Consider the following 8,527-nt stretch of genomic DNA (forward strand, 5'->3'; position numbering starts at 1 on the left):
AAAAACCACTCAACAAGCATATATAACGTTTCCATAACTGCGCTGGGCGGGAGCTTGGAGCCCGCTGAAACCAGGTCTGAAGAAAGCCCCTTGTGGCCGGCACCCGACGCTCATAAATTGAACACATGATTGACCAGGACATGGCAGATGACCTCGAAGGGCTCGTGGATCTCGTCGCAGGAATGGAGGACATCAAATCCGTGCTGGACGGGCTCACGGGGCTGGCAGCCGCAGCCATGACGGGCGCCACGGGCGTACCCATCGAGTGCGCAGTGACGCTGCACCGGCGAAAACGCACCATCACCATCGGTGGCAGCAGCGGCAGGGCGGTGGTAATTGACCGCATCGAACAGGACCTGGGCGACGGGCCCTGCATCGAGGCCCTGGAAAACGGCGTTCCCGTCCTACTTGGTGATGTGTCCTCCGACCCGCGTTGGCCTGAGTACCGCAGCGCCCTTGCAGCTGCAGGTATCGCCACCTCCATGGGCATCCCAATGAATTTGGAAGACGACGCCGGCGCGGTCCTTGATTTCTTCGCTCCCGTCAGTGGAGTTTTCACCGAGCAGGGAGTGGCCGAGGGGATGCGGTTCGCCGACATGGCAGGCAAGGCGCTGCGGCTCGCCGTCCGGATCGCATCAGCCGACCAGCGAGCCGAGAACATGAAGGCCGCGATGGACACCAGAACGGCGATTGACCTGGCCTGCGGGATCATCATGGCGGAGAACAAGTGCAGCAAGGACAGGGCGTTTGAAATTCTCCGCAGCGCTTCCAATACCCGTAATCAAAAGCTCAACGAGCTGGCCGAAGCGCTTGTGTCCCGCTTTTCGGCATCCCAGGATGCCAACGCGCACTTCGACGACTAAAGCCCGGGCTCCGGAAGCCAGCGACGCTGGTGGCTCCCGGAGTGAAACGACGCGGATGTGGCCCACCCCCGAAAATAGGATTTCCCTGGGCAACACCCGCGTCAGCTTTGCGGACTGTTGCGCGCCCAGGAGTGGTTGGCCATTTAGCCCGGCCGAAGTGGCGGGGTGGCGATAAAGCTGGTTCCTTGGCGGCAACAGAATGGCCGCCTGCCTGACCAGGACCTCAGCTTAACAGAGGCCGGCCCCGTGGCAATAGGGGGCGGTCCCGCATTTTTCGCTCAATTTCTCCCAAGTAATGCATCCGTGACGCCGCCGTGGCTCGTCACTTCTTCACCGGTCCCGCTTGCCGAACCACATGCCGAGGGCCTCGGCGAGCCCGTCCGCTGACCCCTCGCCCACCCAGGCCACGTAGCCGTCCGGCCGGACCAGGACTGCCGTGGGCGCAGCAACCGCACCCAGCACGGGAAGCTGCCACGCGCCGTCGTACGTTGCCCTGAGGTGCTGTATGCAGCCGGACCACGCGCCAGGCTCCAGCGCCGGGCCGCTAAATTCCAGCAGCACCGGACGCGCACTGTGCAGCAACTGGTATGTCCGGGCCGGGCCATCCGCCGTGCCGATGTTCAGGTCCGGCATCCGGCGACCCAGAAGCGGGTGGCCGGGACCCAGGTCGTAAGCGACGTCGAGCCCGGTGATGAGCGCCGCGACGGGTGCCCCTGCACCATCAACGCGGAGCACCTCGCCAAGCAGGTCGCGCAACGCTTCCTGCCGCGGATCGGCCTTCTGGAAGAGGGACTGCGCCATGGTGTATTTGAGCGCCCGCTCCCCCGCCGGGTGCCGCTCCGCGTGATACGTGTCCAGCAGGTCCTCGCCGGAGACGCCCCGCACCACCTGCCCCAGTTTCCAGCCGAGGTTCACGGCGTCCTGCAGCCCCAGGCCGATGCCGAGCCCGCCCGTCGGTGAGTGGACATGGGCGGCGTCCCCGGCCAGCAGCACCCTTCCCTTCCGGTACGCCTCCGCCTGCCGGGTGGCGTCGGTGAAGCGCGACAGCCAGGTGGGGCTGTGCACACCGAAGTCGGTGCCGAAGACCTCCGTCAGCGCCTGCCGCAGGTCTGCCAGGGTGGGCTCGGTGGCCGGGCCAAGGGAGGCCTCGGTCACCACCACCCGGACCGTTCCGTCGCCCATCGGGTAAAGCCCGTGGATGCCACGCGCGTCCACCTTCCCCTGCTGGACGGGCTCCCCCGCCACCTTCACCTCCGCGATCAGGCTGCTCCGCGTCGCGTCCGGACCTGCCATCGGAATGCCTGCCGACCGCCGCACCATGCTTCGGCCACCGTCGGCGCCCACGACGTAGCCGGCCCGCACCGGTCCGCCGGCGGCAAGCCGGACGTCCACGCCGCCGTCGTCCGCTGACACTCCGGTGACCTCCACGCCACGCCTGATTTCCACCCCCAACTCCTCAACCCACTCAAGCAGCAGCCGCTCGATGTGGTTCTGGAACAGCGCCAGCGTGTAGGGGTGGCGCGTGGGCAGGCCGCCCAGGTCCAGCTGGGTGCCGCCGAAGGTGGCGGTCTGGACGGTCTTGCCCGCGGCGAGGAACCGGTCCGCGATGCCGCGTTGGTCCAGCAGCTCGATGGTGCGTGAATGAATGCCGCCGCCGCGCGAGCCGGCCAGCTCCTGGGACGGGCGCCGTTCCAGGACAAGGGCATCAACCCCCGCGAGCCGGAGCTCCCCCGCCAGCATCAGCCCCGTGGGCCCGCTCCCCACTACTGCTAGGTCATGCATTTCGGTCCCCGTTCGCGTCGTTTGCCGACCGCCAGTATGGGGCACCTCGGGGGCCTTGCGGCAAGGCCCCCGGCGCGAGGTACCTTGGAAATGGAAGGGATCCTGCCGCAGTTGTCGATTTTCGCTATGCATCCGCGTCGTTTGGGTAGGGGCTCCAAACAAGAGCCTCTGACGGCAAGCGAAAAGGAGCACGACATGTCCAAGTACCTGATCCTGATCTACCAGGACGAAGCGGTGGCCAGGCAGGCCGAAGGCGAATCGATCAGTGCCAGCTACCAGGAGTTCATGCAGCGGCGCGGCGCCTCACTGCTTAGCGGCGCCGCCCTGCACCCGGCTTCGACGGCCACGTCAATCAGGCGCGACGGGGCCGGCGGGTTCCTGGTCACTGATGGCCCGTTCATCGAGTCGAAGGAAACCCTGGGCGGCTACTATCTCATCGACGCGGCCGACCTCGACGAGGCGCTGGAGATCGGCAAGGAAGTTCCCACCGGCGTCGGGGTTGAAGTGTGGCCGGTCCGAGTGGTCAGCTGATGCCACACGCCGCCAGCCCCCAGGTTGCTGCCGCCGTCGCGGAAGCGCACCGGCGCGAGTGGGCCTTCGTACTGGCGGCCACCGTAGCTGTTTCCGGCGACATCGATACCGCAGAGGAAGCCGTCCAGGACGCGTACGCCAGCGCGTTGTCCAGCTGGGACAGGACCGGGATTCCCAGCAATGTGGGCGCATGGCTGACAGTTGCCGCCCGGCGGAAGGCCCTGGACATGCGCCGCCGGGCGGCCACGGCCCGACGGTCGCTGCCCAAGCTGGTGGAACGGGATCCGGGCAGTGGCGACGCGGACCCCGAGTCCCACGACATTCCGGATGACCGGCTGCGGCTCATCTTCACCTGCTGCCATCCCGCCCTTGCACTTGAAGCCCAGGTGGCCCTGACGCTGCGGCTCCTCTGCGGGCTGTCCACGTCGGAAGTGGCGAGCGCGTTCCTGGTTCCAGAGGCCACCATGGCGGCACGCATCACCCGCGCGAAAAAGAAGATTGCTGCAGCGAACATCCCGTACCGCGTACCCGATGCATCCGGGTTGCATGAGCGTGTGGACGGGGTGCTTGCGGTTGTCTACCTGGTGTACACCACAGGGCACACGGCCCCGTCGGGCGCCGACCTGATGCGCCGGGACCTCGCCGAACGCGGGGTGGAACTGGCACGGATGCTCCGCGTCCTGCTCCCCAGGGATCCCGATGTCGCCGGGCTCCTGGCTTTGGTCCTGCTCACCGAGGCGCGGACCGGGGCCCGGCTGGACGGGCACCAGGACCTCATCCTGCTGGAGGACCAGGACCGGTCGAAATGGGACCGGGATGCCATCGGGGAAGGAGTGGCGCTCCTGCCGGAGTCACTGGCTGCAGCGCCGCCCGGCCGCTTTGCTCTCATGGCAGCCATCGCAGCGGTACACGACGAGAGCCCTTCATGGTCCGCTACCGACTGGCACGAGATCCTGGGCCTTTACAACCTGCTGATGCAACGGTGGCCCTCCCCCGTGGTCCGGCTCAACCGAGGCATCGCCCTCGGGTTTGCCGTCGGGTACGCGGAAGGGCTGGCAGACCTGGATGCACTCGGAATCGAACCGCAACTGGCGCGCTACCCGTACCTTGCGGCCGCCCGGGGCGACTTTTTGGTCAGGCTGGGCCGCCTGGAGGAGGCCCGGGTTGCGTTCGGGGAAGCTTTGATCCTCACCGACAACCAAGCAGAACGCCGTTTCCTTCAAAGCCGGCTGGACGGGAAACCTGGATGACCAGATAGTGCCGGGTCAACGGGAAAGCGTGTGTGGAAGGCGCTAGGTCCTTGCCCATATGGCTACCCAGTCCAGCAGGACATGACCGTTGGTTTCAGGCAGCGGACATGTTGGTGAGCAGGACTCGGTCTGCAAGATATAGTGCATCGGCTTGTTCGGTATGAACCGTGTAGAGATGCCCAGCGATTTTCCGTCGAGGAAGAATTCGATGCCATCGGCACGCCACTCGGTGGTGGCGATGTGCCAGTCCCCGTAGGGCTGGGCAGGACGGAAGACGTCACTACGGTGTTCACCCGCCTCCACGCCATGCACGGCAGCGTATATTACTTTTGACAGGTCCCCCTCCGGAAAATCGATCTCCCCGTCCTGCGGCCACTGCTTGCTGTCGGGCCACAGCAGCCACGCCAGTTTGAAGCCCGCCAATGCATCGGCCTTGAATCGCACCGAGTACCGGCCGTACACCAGGCTGTTGTAGGGCCGCTGACTGGCGCCGTCGAGTTTGGGCGACGGCGCCGCACCCATGGCTACTCCGTTTTCGGAGTGCAGATACATGTCCAAGACGCCGTCATGGACACTCAGGACCTTCGAGGGGTAGTACCCGGAAGTCCGGGCGCCCTTGGGTTGCTGTTGCGCCGCTGTGTCCGGCGTCCCATCGGCGTAGTTCTCGCTCCATCTGGAGCTGTAGACGGGGCCGGGAAACCCGCCCAGGGGGACATTTCCCTCGGTGAAATCCTCCGCGAAGACGTGCCTCCAGCCAGGCAGGTCGGCGGTCGGCATGGCCTCGGAGGCTGCCGTGGGGTCTGCGGCTCGGGAAGGACCGGAAGCTGCGGAGGGGTTTATTTCCTGCGACACCTCAGGGGCTGCAGAGGGCTCCTGCGCCCGAGTTGGATCATCCGTCGCCGGCTCTGCAGTGTCGGTTATCTGGCTTCCCGGATCAGCACCTGATCTGGGCTCTGAACCTGCAGGAGCTCTGAGGTCGCCGCAGGCGGCAGCCGTCAGAGCCAGGACCAGCACCAGCACAATACCGCGGGCAAGGTGCGCAAATGTCTGCAAGGCGTGCCTCCGTCCAAACAGAGTTAGTGGTTTTTACCGCTGGCCCACCAAGAGGCAACGGAAGCCGCAACGGGTGCTTGCATAGCTGTTCTCCCCCTGAATCCCGCGGTGTGGGGCGGACCTGGCGCAGCATCTCCGTCCCTCTGGTCCGGTCCATCCTACGGACGGCTGGTCCGAAAGGTCATGAGTATGGGGTACTCAGGTTTCCTGGTCATCCCTCGGGGCGGCTTCCCGGGGTACCTGTCTTTGCCTCAACTGCCTCATGAGCCCGCATGCGTCGCTACAATTGGCGCCTGCCCCGGAGCCGGATTGGCAGGGCGCTGCCTCTGGATTGCCGGGCGAAGGGAAGGCCCCTCCTAGGAGGGGCCTTCAACGTAGTGGTCAATTGTCTTCTGGTATCGGTCAGCGGTGATGCGCAATCCCCCTTCCCGGACGCCCCCCGGCGCCCATCCGGACTATGACGCCTCCCACTTTAATAACCTGCTGCCGGTGCGTAAAGACCCTGATGCGGAAAAGATTTCCAACGCGTGTGCCGTTTCCGGCTACTAAGCCAGGTTGAAGGGCCGATCAGTTGGCCCGCAACCGGCGCCGCCGCACGATGCCGGACTCTGCTAGCGGGGTGTCGAAGCAGTGCTGCTCGCCGAGCGTCGCGGTGAGGCCATCCGTGATGCGGAAAATGCCTCCCAGCATACCCCGTCTCTCGCCAAACACGCTAATGCTTTTCGGCTCGCTCTTGCAGGAGTTCATCGATCGCCCGAGTGGTCCTGAGGATCCAGTGGTTGGATACGAGATCGCCCGGGGACAACGGCGGCGCGCCGGTATGACTGATTTTCGGGTGGATCGGGCGCTTATCGGTCTCGCCGAGTCCAACTAGATCCTCGTGCAGCTTTTCGCCCTGACGAAGGCCGGTGATTGAAATAGGGATAGCTCGACCCGACATTGCGATCATTCGTTTAGCTACGTCCATGATCCGAACCGGGGACCCCATATCCAGGATTAGCACCTCACCAGGGCGGCCAATCGCCCCGGCCTGGACCACCAACTGACAAGCCTCGGGAATGGTCATGAAGTAGCGGGTAACGTCCGGATGAGTAACGGTCAGCGGACCGCCAGCCGCAATTTGTGCAGCAAACGTAGGCAACATGGAGCCGCGGCTACCTATCACGTTTCCAAATCGTACCGATAGGTAAGCCTTCGTAGTATCCTGGGCAAACCAAGCGGTCAGCCTTTCACCGAGCCGCTTTGAATGGCCTAGAACACTGATTGGGTTGGCCGCCTTGTCTGTTGAGATGTTCACGAAAGTTTCGACCCCGGCCGCCTTGGCAGCACGCAGGACGTTAAGGGTCCCAAGCACATTGGTCTGCCAGGCCTCATGCGGGTATTGCTCCAACATCGGCAGATGCTTCAGCGCAGCAGCATGGAAAACCACTTCAGGGCGTCGGTTCAAAAAAATTGCTTCTATGGTCTTCTCGTCTCGAATGTCGGCAAGAACCACCTCGTCACTGTCGAGCAACCCGTGACCCGAGATCGACATCTGCGTTCCATGAAGACCTGATTCATCTCGGTCGAGCATGATGACCTCCGCGGGCGTAAACCGCATGAGTTCGCGGCAGAGCTCAGAACCTATCGATCCGCCCGCCCCCGTAACCAAGACACGCCTGTTGGTGATGAACCCCGCAATAGACTCAAACTCGGTATCCACAGGGTGCCTGCCGATCAGATCATTGATTGACACGTCACGTAAATCACCTAGTTTGGCGCGGCCCTGTAGTACTTCGGCCAGCGGGGGCAGGACCAGAAGCCGAAGCCCCGCAGCGTCCGCAATATCAGAGACTTCCCGCAACAATTCAGCATCAGCCCGAGCGATCGCAAAAATCAGCACTTCAGCACCCGTGTCCCGCGCAACCTGCCCTAACTGAGCCCGGCCGCCCAGGACCGGAAGTCCTTCGACTCGGAAATTCCGAAGCAGAGGATTATCGTCAATTGTGCCCACTGGCCGGAAAGGAGAAAACCTGTCCCTGCTCATCTGCTGGATTACGTGCTGCCCCACGTGGCCCGCACCATAGACAAGAGCCGGGGCGGCCGATTCTCCCGGGCGCATAGCCCGCTCCCTCCGTGCGCGGCCCACCAAACGCACGTCCGCCATTATCACAAAGGCAACGAGCAACCCGATGAAGGGCACGCTCCGAGGGAAATCGTCTGGGGCCGGAACCACCAGTCTGCCAAGGGCCAGCGATAGACCAACCGAGGCAACAACCAAAAGAAGGTTTTGAGCGTCCGGCCGTGAGCCGTAGGGGTGAACATATCTGTAGAGGCCAAGAGCCCACCCGGACAACCCCTGCAATAAGGCGGCAGTCAAAACAGCAACGCCGACAACCGCGGATGTCATCCTAGCGGGATCAAAATCCAACCGAATCAACGTAGCAACCGGCAGGGCAAAAGCCCACACTCCCGCATCCAAAAGATATTCTCGCCAACGAAAAACCCGCGCCGGCTTTATCCCAGTACTTCCACGATCCGCCCACACGCCGCGCCGAAAACCCAGCCGGCCTGAAGCCCCACCAACAGTGATTCGGGGGTGCCTCAACCCGCCGAAACCCGAATTCATGGCAAACCAAATGAGATAAACCCAGGATAGCCCCCGCTCCCACCGCCAGAATATCCGACAATACCGGCTTCAAGGCCGGGTATAACCTCCTGAAGGATTTTCATAACAGAAAGCTAGGTCCCGCAACCGAAACAAGAAACCGTTGAAACTACCTGTTTTCAAACCCCCACTACCCTACGCAACTGCCGAGCGCTCTACTTACCTCCGCCCCAAACCCCGATACGCTCCCCTAAGGCCTTCCCCACCGGCCGCGGCATCCTCGTAGTGACTTCCCCTGTACAGGAACATCCCCGTTTGTCTTAGTTGTCCGCTGCTCGCCCGATCTATGAAGAGTCTGGGGCGCATTCGAACTGTGACTGTTTACGTTCGGTCCTGCCGGCCTTGTTGACGACTACGCCCAGGAACGAGGTATTAATTGCATTCAGGGTCGCGACGGCTTG

General features: G+C 63.5%; 6 protein-coding genes and 1 pseudogene. 3 read left to right on the top strand and 4 right to left on the bottom strand.

Going from position 1 to position 8,527, the window contains the following annotated elements; genetic code table 11:
* Positions 1 to 125 precede the first annotated feature (125 nt).
* A complete protein-coding gene (locus ACTHQS_RS05080; protein ID WP_440166632.1) occupies positions 126 to 863 on the top strand; it encodes a GAF and ANTAR domain-containing protein in 738 nt (245 codons plus the stop codon).
* Between the two features lie 330 nt (positions 864 to 1,193).
* Here ACTHQS_RS05080 and ACTHQS_RS05085 read toward each other — a convergent pair whose 3' ends face one another.
* Positions 1,194 to 2,645: an FAD-dependent monooxygenase gene (locus ACTHQS_RS05085; protein WP_440166633.1), complete on the bottom strand. Its 1,452-nt coding sequence runs from the start codon at positions 2,643 to 2,645 to the stop codon at positions 1,194 to 1,196.
* A gap of 195 nt (positions 2,646 to 2,840) precedes the next feature.
* Between ACTHQS_RS05085 and ACTHQS_RS05090 the strand changes: the two genes are divergently transcribed.
* Positions 2,841 to 3,176, top strand: a complete 336-nt coding sequence (locus tag ACTHQS_RS05090; RefSeq protein WP_440166635.1) for a YciI family protein — start codon at positions 2,841 to 2,843, stop codon at positions 3,174 to 3,176.
* Positions 3,176 to 4,426: an RNA polymerase sigma factor gene (locus ACTHQS_RS05095; RefSeq protein ID WP_440166637.1), complete on the top strand. Its 1,251-nt coding sequence runs from the start codon at positions 3,176 to 3,178 to the stop codon at positions 4,424 to 4,426. Before ACTHQS_RS05090 ends, ACTHQS_RS05095 begins: the two co-directional genes overlap by 1 nt.
* A 42-nt stretch (positions 4,427 to 4,468) precedes the next feature.
* Here the strand turns inward: ACTHQS_RS05095 and ACTHQS_RS05100 are convergent, their stop codons facing one another.
* From ACTHQS_RS05100 to ACTHQS_RS05110, 3 genes and pseudogenes are all read right to left on the bottom strand, one after another.
* Entirely contained in the window at positions 4,469 to 5,203 is a 735-nt protein-coding gene (locus ACTHQS_RS05100) for a glycoside hydrolase family 16 protein (RefSeq protein WP_440166639.1), read from the bottom strand.
* A gap of 870 nt (positions 5,204 to 6,073) precedes the next feature.
* Positions 6,074 to 6,226 (bottom strand): annotated as a pseudogene (locus ACTHQS_RS05105) (alpha-ketoacid dehydrogenase subunit beta); the annotation flags it as partial.
* The gene (locus ACTHQS_RS05110) at positions 6,192 to 8,087 is read right to left on the bottom strand and encodes a polysaccharide biosynthesis protein (RefSeq protein ID WP_440166641.1); all 1,896 of its coding nucleotides are present in this window, start codon (positions 8,085 to 8,087) and stop codon (positions 6,192 to 6,194) included. The gene ACTHQS_RS05110 and the pseudogene ACTHQS_RS05105, both read right to left, overlap by 35 nt.
* Positions 8,088 to 8,527 lie beyond the last annotated feature (440 nt).

It is taken from the genome of Arthrobacter sp. SAFR-044 (genome assembly GCF_051965175.1).
In the GTDB taxonomy this organism is placed as follows: domain Bacteria; phylum Actinomycetota; class Actinomycetes; order Actinomycetales; family Micrococcaceae; genus Arthrobacter.

Excerpts from the sequence above, each read along its gene's own strand:
- ACTHQS_RS05080 (WP_440166632.1), top strand. The coding sequence starts at position 126 with ATGATTGACCAGGACATGGCAGATGACCTCGAAGGGCTCGTGGATCTC.
- ACTHQS_RS05085 (WP_440166633.1), bottom strand. The coding sequence starts at position 2,645 with ATGCATGACCTAGCAGTAGTGGGGAGCGGGCCCACGGGGCTGATGCTG.
- ACTHQS_RS05090 (WP_440166635.1), top strand. The coding sequence starts at position 2,841 with ATGTCCAAGTACCTGATCCTGATCTACCAGGACGAAGCGGTGGCCAGG.
- ACTHQS_RS05095 (WP_440166637.1), top strand. The coding sequence starts at position 3,176 with ATGCCACACGCCGCCAGCCCCCAGGTTGCTGCCGCCGTCGCGGAAGCG.
- ACTHQS_RS05100 (WP_440166639.1), bottom strand. The coding sequence starts at position 5,203 with ATGCCGACCGCCGACCTGCCTGGCTGGAGGCACGTCTTCGCGGAGGAT.
- ACTHQS_RS05110 (WP_440166641.1), bottom strand. The coding sequence starts at position 8,087 with ATGAATTCGGGTTTCGGCGGGTTGAGGCACCCCCGAATCACTGTTGGT.